Below are 16,320 nucleotides of genomic sequence, written 5' to 3' on the forward strand. Positions count from 1 at the left end.
GCTAGCCACTGGTCTAGCCAATCCGGCTGTCTTCACAGGAGGTGGGGGAATGTCATCCAACTTGTTCAGGCTGGCGCTATCGAGCGCGTTCGTCTTACCGCTTAGCGCCTGGGGATTTAGCTACGAAGCGCCAGCGGTCACGCCCGAAGTGGGATCGGGATTCGAGGAGAAACCCGGCTGGGAGAACGAGCATTTCGCCGTGGCGGCGGCCAATCCGCTGGCCACCGACGCGGGCTTCCAGGTGCTCAAGGCGGGCGGTAACGCCATTGACGCCGCCATTGCCGTGCAGATGGTATTGACGTTAGTCGAGCCGCAGTCTAGCGGTATCGGCGGCGGCGCTTTCTTGATGCACTACGATGGCGCTCAGGTGCAGGCCTATGACGGCCGAGAAACCGCGCCTGCCGGTGCCGATGGCAACCTCTTCCTCGAAAATGGCGAACCGCTACCGTTCATGGATGCCGTGGCCAGCGGCCTTTCGGTCGGCGTGCCGGGCGTGTTGCGTATGCTCGAAGCCGCGCATGCCGAACACGGCGCCTTGCCGTGGGCGGAGCTCTTCGTGCCGGCCATTACGCTGGCCGAAGAGGGCTTCCCGGTCAGCCAGCGCTTGCACACGAGCCTGGCCAACGATGAGGCCCTGCGCCAGGACCCCATGGCGCAGCATTTTTACTATGACGAAGAGGGCGAGCCGCTCGCCGTGGGCGAAATGCTGCGCAATCCAGCGCTCGCTGCCGTGCTGCGCCAAATCGCCGAGCAGGGCAGCGATGCGTTCTATACAGGGGCGGTGGCTAACGATATCGCCATGCGGGTACAACACCACCCCGTACGCCCTGGCAGTATGACGACGGAAGATATTAGCAGCTACACGGCCGTCGAGCGTGAGCCGCTGTGCACGCCTTGGGATCAGTGGGAAGTGTGCGGCTTTCCGCCGCCTTCCTCGGGCCATCTGACGGTGATGCAGATTCTCGGCATGCAGGAGCGCCAACCCCTGCGCGAGGCGCCGCTTGATAGCGGGGTGCCTAGCGCAAGCTGGCTGCACCAGTTTTTGGAAGCCTCGCGTTTGGCCTTTGCCGATCGCGGCCGCTACATCGCCGATCCCGACTTCGTGGCCGCCCCCGGCGGCGACTGGGCATCGATGCTAGCACCCGACTATCTCGATCAGCGCGCTCAGCTGATCGGTGAGCAGAGCATGGGGAGCAGCGCCGAACCCGGTAACCCCGGCGAGCTCGGTACTGCCTGGGCGCAGCATCCCGACCAGCCCGAATACGGTACCAGTCATATCAGCATCATTGATGAAGACGGTAACGCCGTGGCCATGACCACCTCCATCGAGCAGGCGTTCGGCTCGCGTATCCTCGCCGATGGCGGCACTAATTTGGCTGGCGGCTTCCTTCTCAATAACGAACTCACCGATTTCTCTTTCGAGCCCGAAATCGATGGTGAGCCGGTGGCCAACCGCGTGGAGCCGGGCAAGCGGCCGCGTTCGAGCATGAGCCCAACGCTGGTATTCGACCGCGATAGCGGCGAGCTGGTGGCAAGCCTAGGCTCACCCGGCGGTGCGGCTATCATTCACTACACCGCCAGCACGCTCGAAGCGCTGCGCGACTGGGGGCTCAATGCCCAGGAGGCGCTCAATCTACCCCATGCGGTGACGCTGGGCGGCGACGTTACCCTCGAAGAGGGGCGCTTTAGCGAAGCCACTATCGCGGCGCTACGCGAGCGCGGCCACACGGTGAAAGAGGGCGAGCTCACCAGTGGCCTGCAAGCCATCGTGCGCCAATCCGATGGCACGCTCTTTGGCGGTGCCGACCCACGCCGCGAAGGCGTGGTGATGGGCGAATGATTAAGACGTGATGTAGCCACTACTGCCTGAGCCAGTTGTGCAGTTTGATCAGCAGTAGCGCGCCATCGCTTCGCTCGCGACGCTCTTCCATGAGCGTCGCGAGTCGATCGGGGTAGTCGGTGATGATCGCATCGACCCCCATATCCACCAGTGCTGACATTCGCGAGGCACTATTTACCGTCCAAGCATGAACTTCATAGCCGTAACGCGCTGCCAAGCGGATCTCGGCATCGCTTACGCGGTTGTGCCGCAGCCCCAAGGCATCAAACGCGCGCCGGTCGAGCATGCCCGGCAAGATCAGCTGCGCGAGCAACGTCACTTTCAGCGTCGGGGCCTGTTCCTTCAAGTAGGGCACGAGGCTTGGCAGCGTGGTGGCCAGTCGGGTCTCCAGCAGCGCATCGGGAAAGCCGCATTCGGCCAGAGCCAATACGGGCACTGCATGTTCGGCCCAGCAGGCAAAGCGTTCGTCGCTTTCGCGGTAGAGCGTAATGATGACCGTGTCGGCGAGGCGGCGTTCGTTGCCGGGGGCGGCTTTCATGTCGATCATCAAGCCTGCTCGGCCTCGAACGATGCGCAGCGCGTCGTCGAGCCCGGCGATGCGCTCATCGGCGAAGGCGTCGCCAAACCAACTGCCGATGTCGAACTGACTCAAGGTTTCTCGGGTGAGGTCGTCGAAGTTGCGTGGGTCACCGGTCAAGCGCGCCAAGCTGCGGTCGTGGTAGAGCATGACGGCGCCGTCGGCGGTGAGGCGAACATCGAGCTCGACGGCGTCGGCACCGTCGTCGAGTGCCTGGCGTATGGCGGCTAGGGTGTTTTCCGGTGCCACCATGGAGCTACCCCGGTGCGCGATGATGGTGACGTCGTCGCGCAGTTCGAAGCTGTTGAGAATCCAAAAGGCTTGTAGCCCGGCAACTGCCAGTACACCAAGTTCCAGCGCCCAGGCAAAGCGTCGAGGCGCGGTGCCCGCCTGGGGCGGCAAGGGACGCTCGCCTCGATTGGCCAACTGCAGGTAGAGGCACGCTGAGAGCAGGGCGTTGGCAGCAATGCCCACGAACGTGATCGCAAGCGTTAGCAGTACGTAACCGGTGAGATAGACAAGCATCATAGGGATCAGCACCGAATAACGCTCCGGCAGCCACCAGAGAAGTGGCGTCGCGACGGTATCAAAAAGCCATGTCGCGAGGAGCGGCAGCGCGATGATCACCACCAATAGCGAAAGGACGGCCACGGCGATGGGCCAGTGCCAGCCGCGAGTGAGCGTGCGGCTAGCGCCGAGTGCCCGCCAGGGCGCAAGGCCTTCGAGCGCCACCAACGGCAGGGCCAATACCCAGCGCACGTAGAGGTTTGCGGCTAGCGCCATCCATATCAGTACTACCGGCAGCGCGCAGGCAACGAAGTACCAGAGTACCGGCGGCATCACTTGCTGCAGGTAGTAGGTATCGAGCCCGCCAAGCCAAAACTCATAGAGCCAGGCCAGCGCCAGCATAAAGGGGGCCATGAGCAGCAGGTGGGCGCCAACCTGTAGCACGACGAGCCCAGCTAAGCGCGGCAGCTTCTTGGCGCTTTGCCAGAGCGCATCGGCCGCCAAACGGTACTGGTGGCGGCTCGACCCCGCCGCCACTAGCAGCATCCCCGCCTGCTGCCAGTAGAGCAGTAGAAAGGAGAGCCCAAGCCCGACCATCAGGGTCGCGAGCCCAAGCGGACTAAAGAGCAGCCCAATGAGCGCTTCGGTAGTGACGATGGCGCGCTCGAACTGCGCCATCCAGGCGCGTATCAGCCACGCCGAAAGCGGTAATAGCAGCGCCGAGGCGAGCAGAGTGAAGAGCAGGTGAAACGCGATCAGCGGGCGCAGGTGATCGCGTAGCGTAGCGATGAGGGCCAGGGTGAGAGCGCGAAGTGAGGGCATGGACATCCGTGTCGGCTGGTGAATGGCTAGGCGAGTTCGCGATCGGCAAGGACGATCCCGTTATTGTCGGCGTAGAGCCACTGTCCTGGGTTGAAGGTCACTCCCGCGAAGGTGACCGGAATGTCGCGCTGGCCTTCGCCGTGCTTCTCGCTTCGGCGAGGGTGGCTGCCAAGCGCCTGGATACCCAGATCGAGGGTGGCGAGGATGTCGACGTCGCGAACGCAGCCATACATCACCACACCGGCCCAGCCGTTGGCGACGGCTTGTTCGGCGAGCATGTCGCCCAGCATGGCGCAGCGGCTCGAGCCACCGGCGTCGACTACCAGCACGGCGCCGTCGCCCTGTTCGGCCACGGCCTGCTTGACTAGGGAGTTATCCTCGAAGCATTTGATGGTACGCACCGGGCCATAAAAGGCGTCTAGCCCACCGAAGTTGGCAAAGATGGGATCGACGACGGCCACTTCAGGGTGGGCATCGCAGATATCGGGTGTGAGGATGGTCGGCATGCTAACTCTCCATAAAGCGCGGGGGATAAAAAACGCCCCGCCCTGTGAAACAGAGGCGGGGCGTTCGGTCATCGACTCAGCGAATTAACTCAATTCGACTGCGATGTTGCGAGCATCGGCGACGAGTCGGTAGCGCTCGGTTGGCTCGAAAAAACGCTAAATACGCTTTTTAGATCAAGCCTCTTGAGCGACCGGGATCACGTTTGAGGCTATCTTCTGATACTCCTCAATTTCGTGGAAGTTCATGTAACGATAGATTTCTCCCGCCATGGCGTCAAATTCGCCCATGTAGCGCTGATACTCTTCGACGGTCGGTAGGCGACCCTCGACGGCCGCAACGGCGGCGAGTTCAGCCGAGGCGAGGTAGACGTTGGCGCCGTCACCTAGACGGTTGGGGAAGTTACGCGTGGAAGTGGAGACCACGGTGCTCTTAGCCGCCACCCGGGCTTGGTTACCCATGCACAGCGAGCAGCCGGGCATTTCCATGCGTGCTCCCGCGCGACCGTAGATGCCGTAGTAGCCCTCTTCGGTCAGCTGGTGCTGGTCCATCTTGGTTGGCGGCGCCAGCCACAGGCGCGTTTTAAGGCTACCGGCCGGCTGCTTCTCGAGCAGCTTGCCCGCGGCGCGGAAGTGGCCGATGTTGGTCATGCACGAGCCAATGAAGACTTCGTCGATCTTCTCACCGGCAACGTCGGAGAGCAGACGGGCGTCATCGGGATCGTTCGGCGCGCAGAGAACCGGCTCTTTGATCTCTTCGAGATCGATCTCGATCACCTCGGTGTACTCAGCGTCGGCATCGGCGCGCATTAGCTGCGGGTTGGCCAGCCACGCCTGCATGCCTTCGATACGGCGGCTGATGGTGCGCTCGTCACCGTAGCCATTGGCCAGCATCCACTTGAGCAGGGTGATGTTGGAGTTCAGGTACTCGCTCACGCTCTCTTCGGAGAGGGTGATGGTACAGCCCGCCGCCGAACGCTCGGCAGAGGCGTCGGAGAGCTCGAATGCCTGCTCGACGGTAAGATCTTCGAGACCTTCGATTTCGAGAATGCGGCCAGAGAAGGCGTTCTTCTTGCCCGATTTCTCGACCGTGAGCAACCCTTTCTTGATCGCGTAGAGTGGAATGGCGTGAACCAGATCACGCAGTGTCACGCCCGGCTGGCGCTTGCCTTTGAAGCGCACCAGGATCGATTCCGGCATGTCCAGCGGCATGACGCCGGTAGCCGCAGCGAAGGCGACCAGGCCCGAACCGGCGGGGAAAGAGATGCCCAGCGGGAAGCGGGTATGCGAATCGCCACCGGTACCGACGGTGTCGGGCAGCAGCATACGGTTCAGCCAGGAGTGGATGATGCCGTCGCCAGGGCGCAGGGAAACGCCACCGCGGTTCATGATGAAGTCGGGCAGCGTATGGTGGGTGTCGACGTCCACCGGCTTGGGATAGGCGGCGGTGTGACAGAACGACTGCATGACCAGATCGGCCTGGAAACCAAGGCAGGCCAGGTCTTTGAGCTCGTCGCGAGTCATCGGTCCAGTGGTGTCCTGAGAGCCCACGGTGGTCATCTTCGGCTCGCAGTACATGCCCGGGCGTACGCCCTCCATGCTGCAGGCCTTGCCGACCATCTTCTGTGCCAGGGTGAAGCCTTTGCCGGTATCGGCGGGCTGGTCGGGCAGACGGAAGACGTCCGAGGGCGCAAGGCCCAGCGACTCGCGCGCCTTACCGGTCAAGCCGCGGCCGATGATCAGCGGAATACGGCCACCAGCGCGCACTTCGTCGAGAATCAGCTGGGTCTTGAGCTCGAACGTGGTCAGCACCTCGTCGGTGCCGTGCTTGCACACCTTGCCCTCGTAGGGGTAGATGTCGATAACGTCGCCCATGGCGAGTTTGGACACGTCCATCTCGACCGGCAGTGCACCGGAATCTTCCATGGTGTTGAAGAAGATGGGCGCGATCTTGCCACCAAAGCAGAAGCCGCCTGCGCGCTTATTGGGGACGTAGGGAATGTCGTCACCAAAGAACCAGAGCACCGAGTTGGTCGCTGACTTGCGCGACGAACCGGTGCCAACCACGTCGCCCACGTAGGCAACCGGGAAGCCTTTGGCCTTGACCTCTTCGATCTGATTCAGCGGACCAACCGAGCCGGGTGTGACCGGCTCGATGCCTTCACGTTCGTTCTTGAGCATGGCGTTGGCGTGCAGCGGAATGTCCGGGCGTGACCAGGCATCGGGAGCGGGTGAGAGGTCGTCGGTGTTGGTTTCGCCGGGTACCTTGAAGACGGTGAGGGTAATTTTCTCGGCAAGCGCGGGCTTGGAGAGGAACCACTCGGCCTCGGCCCAGGAGTTGAGAACGCCTTTGGCGACTTCGTTGCCCTTCTTGGCGCGCTCTTCGACGTCGTGGAAAGCGTCGAACATGAGCAGGGTGTGCTTGAGCTGCTCACCGGCTTCTTTGGCCAGGTCGGCATCGTCCAGCAGCTCGACCAGCGAGGCGATGTTGTAGCCGCCCTGCATGGTGCCCAGAAGTTTGACCGCGTGCACGCGATCGATCAGCGGTGAGCTGGCTTCGCCTTTGGCGATGGCGGTCAAAAAACCGGCCTTGACGTAGGCGGCCTCGTCGACACCGGGCGGAATCCGGTTGGTGATGAGGTCGAGAACAAACTCTTCTTCACCCGCAGGCGGCGCCTTTAGCAGCTCGATGAGCGCCGCGGCCTGCTCGGCGTTCAGGGGCTTGGGTGGCACGCCATCGGCGGCGCGTTCCTCGACATGTTGGCGGTAAGCTTCAAGCACGTTAGGCCCTCTCTTTTACTTGACGGTCATGACCCAGACCAGGACAACACGGCGATACGGTGCAGCGAGGCACGTGGTAGTCGCGTTTCGGTCAGCCTCGGATGGATGGCGCGATTCTACGCCAAACTGTCGACAATGTTAAGCAAGGGTATGGGCAACGCCGTTGTACTTTGTATTGACGTGCCCGGCTAGCCCTCAGTGACCAATCCAGGCCGATGGTCTATGTAATTAACGACTTAAGAATACCTACCGTGAACATCGAGGCGTTAGGTTGGGCATGACTAGGTAAAAAGCGGCGTTTCAGCGGCAATAACCTTTTGTTACGTTGATGAGCGTCTCGTGGGGATAAGTATTAGGAAGGTAATTAGCGATATAACAATGAATGGGTCTAAAACGATGGTTTCAATCGAGAGTTTCAGTAGGCGGTGTCAATAACTAGTTTCAACAACGCCATATATTGTACAATTTTGACATAATGGTTCGGCGGTGTTGCTATGTCTTTGTCAGTTACTCTTCCTGCGGTGCGCGATCATGGCCTGGGCGCCGACGATCTGCTGCCGCAGTCGTTGCATGAATTTCTTGGCTGTCCGACGCCCGATGCCTGGATTGCCTGGGCATTGGATAACCACGAAATTTTGCTGATCGATCATGCCCAGTGCGAAAAGAAAGCCGCCTCGACGGCCATGAGCCTTCTTTATCGTTATGTCGATCAGCCTTTGCTGTTAAGTAAGATGTCGCAGCTTGCCCGCGAAGAGCTTCTGCACTTCGAGCAGGTAGTCAACTTGATGGAGCGGCGCGGCGTTGCTTATCGCCACCTAACGGCCTCGCGCTATGCCGAAGGGCTGCGACGCCACCTGCGTGCCAACGACCCCGAACGTTTGATCGATGTGCTGATCATCGGAGCGCTCATCGAAGCGCGCAGCTGTGAGCGTTTTGCTCGCTTGATTCCCTATTTGGATGAGGAGCTGGCACGCTTCTACCGTACGTTGGTCAAGTCCGAAGGGCGGCACTACGAGGACTATCTGCTTCTGGCGCGCCAGCAAACCTCGGTCTCCATCGACGAGCGAATTGCCGTTTTCGTGGCCAAGGAAGCGGCGTTGATGACGACGCCCGATACGGATTTTCGTTTTCATAGCGGTATTCCAGCGTCATAACCGGTATAACGTCCGGTTCAATATGCCGCGCCGCTTGTCCAGGCAGGATGTCTACCATGCGAGATGCCAGTGAGTCCGAGCAACTGACCCTCTTGAGCCATTTTTCCCTGACGCGGAAAAAGGGCGACCTTCTCACTCATTTCAGTTATGACAAGGTCAAGGCGCTGCTGGTCTATCTGCTGCTCCATCGTCAACCGGTTAACCGGGCGGCACTTGCGGAACTCTTATGGCCAGACCAGGGGCTGTCGTCCGGTCGGACCAACTTGCGCCACGCGTTGCACTGCCTGCGTCAGTCGCTAGGCGACGATGCCGACGAAGCGCTTAGCGTCTCGCGCCAAACCATCGCCTTTCATATTCCTGCTGCCTGGCAGGTCGATCTTCATCAACTTCAGCACCTGCTCGACGAACCCGATGAGTTGGATACCCTGAGTGCCATCTTGGCGTGTTACCAAGGCGATCTGGTCGAAGAGCTTCAACTTGCCAACTGCAGCGAATTTCAGCGCTGGCTCGTGCGCGTGCGCAACGAGTGGCGCCAGCGGGTAATTCGCTTCGCCGAGCAGGTGATCGCGCGTCACGACGATGTACCAACTGAGATGTTGGAGACGCTCGTTAGCCGCTTCTCAGGCTATGGGCCTTTTCACGAGCGCCTAGTCAAGCAGCTGGCCGAGCATAACCAGATGGCTGCCGCCCACGAGCAGTACAATGCCTATCTGCAGCTCTTGGCGCTTTCGGGTCAGCAGCCCGAGCCAAGCTTTTTACAGCTAGCGAGCTACTGGTCCGATGGCCAACCCGATCCGCGCATGGTAAGCCCGCAGGGCGCCTTCTCCCGGGCGCTGGCCAACGACAGCAAGCCGCTACGCGAAGAGGAGATCGAGCTGCGTCAGCTCTCGGTCATGGCGATTCGTTTACAGCTCAAGGGCGATTGCCAAGACCGCGCGGCAACGCGTGACTGCCTGGAGCTCCAGATCGAGCTCTTGCGTTGGCTAGAGCAGCAGTGCCGCCATCTTGGCGGGTTTTGGCTACCCGGCGCTACGGGAGGGTTGGGGCTTGCCTGTTTCGGCACCCACGGCCCGGCGCATCAGTTGGCCGAGCTCGTGGCGCTGTTCGAACACTGCCGCCAAGCGCTGAGCCAAGAGGCGCGCCGCCATTGGAGCGGCGATGGCGAACCGCCGGTATTCGAGTTGGCAGCCGGGCTGCATAGCGGTCGCGTCGTCTATCTACCCGAGCGTCAGCTAGCCGATCCCTTGGGTCAGGTGACCCAACTCGCTCTCGAGATGATGGGCGCAGCGGAAGGTAGCGAACTGGTGATCTCCCACGAGGCGAGCCAGCACATGCCACCAGCGCTCGATCTGCAGCCGCGTTTGGCCTCACGCGTTATCGCCAGCGACGGCCGGGTCCGTTTGCGTGCCTTGGTGCTGGGTCAAAGCGAAAGCGGCCGCAACGCTTTGCCGCCGAGTCTGGTCGGGCGCGAGACGTCGCTGCGCACGCTACGCGATGCGCTAGCCCGCGCCGGTATTGGCCTGCGCCAGAGTGTGCTGGTGCGCGGGCCTTCGGGCATGGGTAAATCGGCGCTACTGGTGGCGTTTCGCCAATTAGAGCTGAGCCGTGAGGCAAGCATCTGCTGGCAACCGGCTACTCGGCTATCGATTCTCGAACCCTACGGCGTCGCGCGCCAGCTGCTCGCTTGGCATTTGGATACCGCACCGACACAAGCACTGTTGGCGCGGCTACAGCAGACGCTCGCTATGGAGACGCTGAGTGACGAACGCCAGCAGCTCTTGGAAGAGGCGCTGGGGGTGCGCGACGTTCACGAGATTGCCCGGCTGACCCAAAGTGGCGAAGCAGTGGAGCTCGTCGTCTCGCTGCTGCACCGCCTGGTGATCCATATTGCCCAGTACCGCACCTTGGTGTTGATGCAGGACGATTTACAGTGGTTGGACGAACCCTCCTATAAAGTTCTTGCCGGGCTACAGGCGCGCCTACCCATCAATACCGCTTTCTTGCTGGTAGCGAGCCATCATGGTCGCGAACCGCTGCCGGTCAAGCTGCACTGGGATCAGCAGATCGTGCTTGGGCCTCTGGATGCCTTGCAGTCTTCACGGCTGCTCTCCCAGCTATCGCGGCGTTACCGTATTCACTTAAGCCCGCGCTTGCGCAACCAGATCATCGAGCGCTGCGAGGGCGTACCGCTTTATCTCCAAGAGATTTGCCGTCGCCTCGATATGGACCGTCGCGAAGGGCGCACGATCCAGTTCGACGAGTTGCCCAAGGGCCTCTTGGGTCTTCTCGCTAGTCGCATCGATCAGTTGGATAATCACCGCGAAATTGCTCACGTGGCGGCGGTGCTAGGTAAGCGCTTTCGGCTTGATTTTCTGGAAGAGTGCAGCGGCTGGGAGCGGCGGCGGCTTTTGCAGGCGCTCGATCATATGCGCCAGCTCGAAATCGTCGAGCCGGTGGAGCGCGAAAGCGATGCGTTGGAGTATCAGTTCAGCCATCCGCTGTTGCACGAAGCAGCTTACCTGTCGTGCCCACGTGATGTACGTATCGATCTACACCAGCAGTTCGTGCGCCTGATCGAGGAGCGTTTTCCCATGTGGATTAGCCGCCACCCGGGCGACTTCGCCACCCATCTACGCCGCAGCGGCCACTACGCCCGTGGTGCACGCTACTTCGAGCTTGCTGCGCGCGAAGCGTTGAAGGTGAGCGCCAATCGTACGGCACTGCGCATGGCAGACTTTGGCTTGGCGAGCCTGCGCCACGTGGGCGAGCATGAACTCGAGCGTGAAGTGAGCCTGCTCACCGTGCGCGGGCAGGCGGCTTTTGCGCTGGAAGGGCACGGCTCGCCGATGGCCCATGAAAGCTTTGCGCGCGCCAAGGCACTGCTCGAACCGCTGGAGTCGCTGGGGTTGGACGACCCTGCCGATCTCGAACAGGTGTTTTTGGTCAAGTGGGGGCTCTGGGTGGGCTGCAGCCAGCGCTATGCCCATAGCGACGCCTTTGCCCTTGCCGCCAAGCTCGATGAACTCGCCGGACGTTTGGCCGATCCGCGCTATCAGCGCTTGGCCGACTATGCCCGCGCGCACTGCGAGTATTGGGCGGGGCATATTCAGCAGGCGCACGATCGCTTCGATGCCCTCGATCCGCTCAATGCGCCGATGACCATCGAGTGGCTGCCGTTCTCCGAGCACCCGCAAGTGATGGCGGCCTGCTTCCAAGGCTGGGCGCTGTGCTTGAGCGGCGACTATCAGCGTGCCGAGCGTCACGTGGCTGCTGCCATTCGCCTGGCCGAGCGCGTAGCGCACCCGGGAACGTTGGCCATGGTACTGATCGTGGCCGCAGCGCTCTACCGCCAGCTAGGGCATATTCATTTGGCCGCCCGCCACGCCGAACGAGCGGCGCTGATCACCATCACGCCCGACCTACAGTTATGGCAGATTTCGGCGCAAGGCGTGCTTGGCTGGCAGCGCGCTCTGAATGGCGATCCGGCGGGGCTTGCTCAGCTCAGCGAAAGCTTAGATCAGATGGAAGAACTCAAAGGCCGCGATCGCTACCAGCGTCCGGTATTGATGTTCGTCGATGCCGCCATCGCCTTGGGAGAGTACGCCAAGGCCGAGGCGTATCTCGAGCGCTGCTATGGCGTTGCGCGTGAACGCAATTCGCTCTACTTTGCCGAAATCGCCACCCAGCTTGCCTATGTACGCCACCTGCTTGGCCACGCCGAAGAGGAAGTCAAGCCCCTGCTGGTGCACGCCGTAGATCAAGCCCGCGAGCAGGGCAATCGTCATCAGGAGCTCGGCGCTTTGGCGGTATGGCTGGGCCACGTCGCACCTGACGATAGCGTACGCCGCGAGCGTTTCCATCGCTTGCTCAACGATGTCAGCCACAGCGATGCGCCCGTACTGGCCCGCTGGGGAAGCCTGCTCAATCGCCGTCTATTAGCATCGGAAAAGGCCGAGGGATAGGGCTAAGAAATAGGGCTAAGAAATAGGACTAAGAGATAGGGTGAAGGGATAGCGCTAGGCGTTATCGGTCAGGCGCTGGAGCGATGCGATGTTTTCCAGTGCCTGATCTCGGCTCTCGCCGCAGAGCCAGGTCTCGAAGCTGAACTGAGCGCATACCGCTGGGCGCCGCGGGTCGTCAAAGAGCTTGCAGAGGTTCGTGGCATCGAGCTGAATGCAGCGCACCCCGGCCGGTTTGCCTTCGGGCATGCCGGGTATGGCTGAGGTGATAGACGGTGCGATGCAGCACGCTCCGCAGCCCGCCCGGCACTCGTCTTTGGCGGCGCCTACCGTTGCAATCAGCCTCTGCGTCACGGCAACGCCCGGGCAGTTGCGCCCTTGTCGATGCCCTCGAAAGCAACGACGTGGGTAGGCTTGGCGCTTTTTTCGGCAATGCGTTTGGCCAAGTGCCGCGCAATGTTCTCGACGGTGGTCGGCCAGGGCATTATCACGCAGCGCTCCTTGGGCAGGGTAAGCGAAAACTCGCCTTGGCTCGACGTATAGCGACAGGTCAGTTCACTCGAGGGCGTGGTGTCACTTTCGTCAGCCACGATATCGCTGGCATCGATGAAGTAGCGATTGTCGAGCCAACTGATCCACTCGCTCTCAAGCCCCGGTTGGCGGCGGTTCTCCTGCCAAATTTCCAAGCGTGAACGGTGCCCATGGGCAATACGCTGACAGTTACCCGCATGAAACTTGAGCCCGTGGCTATAGCCGTAGGCGGCGTCGGTGCGCTCCGCGTGAAGCGCCAAGCGGATGCCTTCGACGTTGACTGGGCGCTGGGTATGAAGCTCATCGCTAAGATGGCGCGAGAGTGCTTCGGCGTCGATACGCGCCCAGGGCAGCAGGCTGAAGGCTTGGCGCGGGCCGCTAACGCGAAGCGGGTAGGGTGTTTCGAAGCTGACGCTGAGCGTATCGCCCTGCGTTTCGACACGTACGCCGGGTGCGTCGATGGGCACCAGCAGGGTGTGGTCGACGCCGCCATCCAACTGGCGCTTGATCCAGGGTTTGACCTCACCAAAATCGAACAGCATTCCATCGCTGCCAAGGGTGCCATCGAGTACGACGTCGACCTGCCAGCTACAGCCAACAAGGCCGCGTTCGGGACACCAGATCGACACGTCGAGGTGGGTGAGGCGGTTGACGAATAGGGCCATCAGTCGAATCCTGCTATCTTGTGCGTTTGCAGCGACAGCTGCCACTGCGGGTGGGCGAGGCAATAATCGGTCGCGTGGCGTACTTGGGAGGAGACATCTCCCAGAACCGTTCTATCCATGGGCTGCAAATAGAAGTGGCTAAAGCCGAGGTCGGTAAAACGCTCGGGCGGCGCATCCGCCTGGGGGTAGACCAGTTTCAGCTCGTCGCCTTCGGTCAGCACCAGGGCATTGGCGCCCTTGGGGCTGACGCAGATCCAGTCGATTCCGGGCGGTGGCGCTAGCGTGCCGTTGGTCTCGACGGCGATCTCGAAGCCGCGGGCGTGGAGGGCGGTGATCAGCGCCGTATCGAGCTGTAGTAACGGCTCGCCCCCGGTAAAGACCACATAGGGCCGAGCGTGCTGGGCGTCAGTGGGCCAGCGGCTTGCGATATGCTCGGCGAGCTGCTCGGCGGTGGCGAACTTGCCACCCCCCTGGCCATCGGTGCCGATGAAATCGGTATCGCAGAAGGTGCAGCGCGCCTTGGCGCGGTCGATTTCACGTCCCGACCACAGGTTGCAGCCGCTAAAACGGCAGAACACGCTGGCACGCCCCGCTCGCGCACCCTCGCCCTGGAGCGTGTAGAACGTCTCTTTGACTTGATACATCGAATTTTCCTAGGACGTAGGCAGAGCGTAGGGCAGAGGGTCGCTGACCCCGTTGATGGCAAACGCCTCGAGCCGCTCACGACAGCTGCCACAGCGCCCGCAGGCGAGCGCCTGACCTTCGTAGCAGGTCCAGGTTTGGCCGTAGTCGAGGCCCATGGCCAAGCCTTCGCAGAGTATCTCGGCTTTACTCGCGTGAAGAAACGGCGCGTGTACCGCGATGGGAGTGAAGTGGGAAAGGCCCGCGGCGTGATTCATCGCCTTGACGAATTCGGGGCGGCAATCAGGGTAGAGCACGTGATCGCCGCCGTGGGCGCCGTAGTCGACTCGGTCGGCGCCAATATTGATGGCCTTGGCAATCGCAAGTGAAAGCAGAATCATGTTGCGATTGGGCACCACGGTAGCGGTAAGGTTTTCTTCACCGTAGTCGCCGTGGGGCATGGCTTGGCTGGCATCGGTGAGCGCTGAGCTGTCGATAAGGCCATGAATGGCGCGAATGTCGACGACCTGATGCGCGATACCCAGCGACGCACAGACCGTACGAGCGGTATCCAGCTCGCGCGCGTGGCGTTGGCCATAGTCGAATGAAAGAGCGGTAACGTCGAGCCCTTCACGCAGCGCGCGGTGAAGCACGGTAAAGGAGTCCATGCCGCCGGAGTAGATAACCACGGTGGCCTTGGCGTGCGAAGAGGGGGATGTTGCCAAAGGAGAAGGTGAAGCCTGTGTCGAAACCATTTGTCTTGCTCGTGATCGGAGAATTTATACCCTGAGGGGGGCTCAGAGCGCCCGGGATCCGGTCCGGAACGCCGCGCAGTGTACGCAATCCAGACGCCGATGACTAGCGTTCGAGTACGTACTCAAAGGAAGTAACTAAGGAACGCAGAACGGAAAATGCTAGGCTAAGCCTTTGAGACGGGCCTTAAGACAGGTCTTTAAAAGCGTGTTTCAAGCAAGGCCTTTACGCAAGCAGGATGGAACCATGGCAACCATAGAGCACAGTGAAATCGTCCACGCTGCCCCCGAGCGGGTGTTCGAGCTTCTTCGACGCATCGAGGACTTCGAAACCTATTCGGATTTGATCACCGCCATCGAACCCTTGGGCGACGAGCACTACCGCTGGCACGTGCGTGCGGTCGGCATGGAGTGGGCGTTCGAGGTAGCGGTCACCGAGATCGATCCGCCCCACGTGCTTGCCTGGGAGTCGGTCGATGGGGTGAAGAATCAGGGCCGTTATCAGCTGCGTGCAGTGGAGGGTGGCACCGAAGTGTCACTGACGCTGAGCTACGAGATTCGTAATCGGCTGATGGAAAAAGCCGTCAATAAAGCGGCCAAGCCGCTTGTCGGGCGCGTTAGCCGCCAGATTCTCGAGCGCGTCGAGGCGCGGCTGAATGATTAAGTGGCGGCCTCGCCACCCCTGGCGTTGGAGTCTGCTCTTCGCCTTGGCAATGATGCTCGCTTACATATGGATCTGGCACTCTCCCGACCTTATCGAGGTGAAGCGCTGGGTGTCGGAGGCCTCGCACCACCCTGGGGTGGTTATCGGAGTAATCCTCTTCATGGTGGTGACCATGATGCTGGGCCTACCGGGTACGCTCGGGCTTTGGTTGATCGCGCCATTCTATCCGCCAGTCGTCGCCACGCTGATGCTTACCGTGGGGAGTACGCTTGGCGCCTATGGCGCCTATCAGGTCGCTGCCAAGGCGGGCGCACGTTGGCAGCCGGGCGGCCTAACGCTTCGCGTAATGACGTCATTGGAGCAGCGCAGCGACCTTTTTAGCCAGTGCGCCCTGCGCATCATGCCGGGCTTCCCCCATTCGGTGATCAACTTCGCCGCAGGTTTGCGGCGTATTCCCCTGCGGCCCTTTATCGCAGCCACGGTGCTGGGGCTCGCCGTGAAGTGGGCGATCTATAGCAGCGCCATCCATAACGCCTTAGAAGCCATCGAGGAGGAGGATCCGCTTCAGTGGGAGGTGCTTTGGCCGCTGGCAGCGCTAACGCTACTGCTGCTTGGCGGCGGATGGTGCAAGCGCCGCTGGGAAGCGGCGCGAGAGCGGGGGTGAACTAGGTGCGTGGATCGTTGCGCATGGTAGCGTCCAAATGGCCGACGATTTCGGCCCAATCGGCATCGCGCTCGATGGCCTGACGCAAAAAATCGGCTTGGCTTTCGTTCCAGCATTCGGCATCGGCCAGTCGCGTTCCCTCTGGAATGGGTGAATGCTGGCGGATGAACGCCTCGATCGACTCCCCGTCCGAGGGGAGACCCAACTGGGCAAAAAGATCGCTGAAGTGGTGAATCGGCTGTTCCATGTCGACTCCTAATAGTTAATGAATATGCCCTTA

13 protein-coding genes are annotated in these 16,320 nt (G+C 61.3%); 5 read left to right on the plus strand and 8 right to left on the minus strand.

Going from position 1 to position 16,320, the window contains the following annotated elements:
- Positions 1-49: 49 nt before the first annotated feature.
- Entirely contained in the window at positions 50-1,840 is a 1,791-nt protein-coding gene (gene ggt / locus LLY24_RS12835) for a gamma-glutamyltransferase (RefSeq protein ID WP_259036695.1), read from the plus strand.
- 19 nt (positions 1,841-1,859) lie between these two features.
- Here ggt and LLY24_RS12840 read toward each other — a convergent pair whose 3' ends face one another.
- The 3 genes from LLY24_RS12840 to acnB form a co-directional block, all read right to left on the minus strand.
- Positions 1,860-3,746: a glycerophosphodiester phosphodiesterase family protein gene (locus LLY24_RS12840; RefSeq protein WP_259036696.1), complete on the minus strand. Its 1,887-nt coding sequence runs from the start codon at positions 3,744-3,746 to the stop codon at positions 1,860-1,862.
- A gap of 26 nt (positions 3,747-3,772) precedes the next feature.
- The gene (gene rraA / locus LLY24_RS12845) at positions 3,773-4,252 is read right to left on the minus strand and encodes a ribonuclease E activity regulator RraA (RefSeq protein ID WP_259036697.1); all 480 of its coding nucleotides are present in this window, start codon (positions 4,250-4,252) and stop codon (positions 3,773-3,775) included.
- Between the two features lie 174 nt (positions 4,253-4,426).
- Positions 4,427-7,030, minus strand: a complete 2,604-nt coding sequence (gene acnB, locus LLY24_RS12850) for a bifunctional aconitate hydratase 2/2-methylisocitrate dehydratase (protein WP_259036698.1) — start codon at positions 7,028-7,030, stop codon at positions 4,427-4,429.
- Positions 7,031-7,524: 494 nt separating this feature from the next.
- Between acnB and LLY24_RS12855 the strand changes: the two genes are divergently transcribed.
- On the plus strand, positions 7,525-8,184 hold the full coding sequence (locus tag LLY24_RS12855) for a MiaE family protein (RefSeq protein WP_259036699.1): 660 nt from the start codon (positions 7,525-7,527) through the stop codon (positions 8,182-8,184).
- A 56-nt stretch (positions 8,185-8,240) separates the two neighbouring features.
- Positions 8,241-12,146, plus strand: coding sequence for an ATP-binding protein (locus LLY24_RS12860; protein WP_259036700.1), 3,906 nt, complete (start codon positions 8,241-8,243; stop codon positions 12,144-12,146).
- A 54-nt stretch (positions 12,147-12,200) separates the two neighbouring features.
- Here LLY24_RS12860 and LLY24_RS12865 read toward each other — a convergent pair whose 3' ends face one another.
- From LLY24_RS12865 to queC, 4 genes are read right to left on the minus strand one after another with little or no spacing between them, the layout of a single operon-like run.
- Positions 12,201-12,497: a YkgJ family cysteine cluster protein gene (locus tag LLY24_RS12865; protein WP_259036701.1), complete on the minus strand. Its 297-nt coding sequence runs from the start codon at positions 12,495-12,497 to the stop codon at positions 12,201-12,203.
- Positions 12,494-13,339 (minus strand): 6-carboxytetrahydropterin synthase, encoded by an 846-nt coding sequence (locus LLY24_RS12870; RefSeq protein ID WP_259036702.1) that lies wholly within the window; start codon positions 13,337-13,339, stop codon positions 12,494-12,496. The genes LLY24_RS12865 and LLY24_RS12870 overlap by 4 nt, the downstream gene beginning before the upstream one ends.
- Positions 13,339-13,983, minus strand: coding sequence for a 7-carboxy-7-deazaguanine synthase (queE, locus tag LLY24_RS12875; RefSeq protein WP_259036703.1), 645 nt, complete (start codon positions 13,981-13,983; stop codon positions 13,339-13,341). Before queE ends, LLY24_RS12870 begins: the two co-directional genes overlap by 1 nt.
- A 9-nt stretch (positions 13,984-13,992) precedes the next feature.
- Positions 13,993-14,715, minus strand: a complete 723-nt coding sequence (gene queC / locus LLY24_RS12880; RefSeq protein WP_259036704.1) for a 7-cyano-7-deazaguanine synthase QueC — start codon at positions 14,713-14,715, stop codon at positions 13,993-13,995.
- Between the two features lie 244 nt (positions 14,716-14,959).
- Here queC and LLY24_RS12885 point away from each other — a divergent pair, with 244 nt between their 5' ends.
- A complete protein-coding gene (locus tag LLY24_RS12885; protein WP_259036705.1) occupies positions 14,960-15,376 on the plus strand; it encodes an SRPBCC family protein in 417 nt (138 codons plus the stop codon).
- A complete protein-coding gene (locus LLY24_RS12890) occupies positions 15,369-16,040 on the plus strand; it encodes a TVP38/TMEM64 family protein (protein ID WP_259036706.1) in 672 nt (223 codons plus the stop codon). Before LLY24_RS12885 ends, LLY24_RS12890 begins: the two co-directional genes overlap by 8 nt.
- A 1-nt stretch (position 16,041) precedes the next feature.
- Here LLY24_RS12890 and LLY24_RS12895 read toward each other — a convergent pair whose 3' ends face one another.
- On the minus strand, positions 16,042-16,287 hold the full coding sequence (locus tag LLY24_RS12895; RefSeq protein WP_259036707.1) for a DUF2789 domain-containing protein: 246 nt from the start codon (positions 16,285-16,287) through the stop codon (positions 16,042-16,044).
- Positions 16,288-16,320 lie beyond the last annotated feature (33 nt).

It is taken from the genome of Halomonas dongshanensis (assembly GCF_024790395.1).
Classification (GTDB): Bacteria; Pseudomonadota; Gammaproteobacteria; order Pseudomonadales; family Halomonadaceae; genus Vreelandella; species Vreelandella dongshanensis.